This is a genomic window from Bradyrhizobium sp. NBAIM08 (assembly GCF_020193935.1).
Taxonomy (GTDB): domain Bacteria; phylum Pseudomonadota; class Alphaproteobacteria; order Rhizobiales; family Xanthobacteraceae; genus Bradyrhizobium; species Bradyrhizobium yuanmingense.
Genome location: NZ_JADYVR010000315.1, coordinates 1 through 452 on the forward strand (window position 1 = coordinate 1; position 452 = coordinate 452).

Genomic DNA, 452 nt, shown 5'->3' on the forward strand with positions numbered 1-452 from the left:
GGTCGAGCCGTCGACGACGAGGCGGTCCACCGCCGACAGCAGGTCGCGGGCCGGGCGACTGGTGAACGGCGGCTCGCCCGGCCACCACACCGTGACCGGCAGGTCGTGGATGATCAGCGGTGTGGCGATGGCGGCCAGGTGCCGGCCCGATTCGCCGCCGGAAACGACGTGGATCGTCTCGGCGCAGGTCTCGGGCGCGTCCTCGCGGGGCAGGACGCAATGCGCCTCGATCCGGGCATCGAGCCACGACGGGCCGTCCGGATCGGCGGACTGGATGACGATCGTGCGCGATGGGTGGCGCCCGGTCAGCGCCTGGATCGTGGCCGCGCAGCGCTCGGCCAGCTCGGGCCGGCCGGCGACAACGACCAGGTTCATTACGCTCGTCCGGGCTGCCACGTGACGGCCGGCCTCGCCGTCGACCCGGCTGGTCAGGTCCGGGATCGACCATATCC

The 452-nt window shown here is 73.0% G+C and carries 1 protein-coding gene; it reads right to left on the bottom strand.

Annotation, left to right across the window (positions count from 1 at the left end):
• On the bottom strand, positions 1 to 375 hold a 375-nt coding region (locus I6F37_RS39675), incomplete at its 3' end, for a glucose-6-phosphate dehydrogenase assembly protein OpcA (protein WP_225154330.1).
• Positions 376 to 452: the final 77 nt, after the last annotated feature.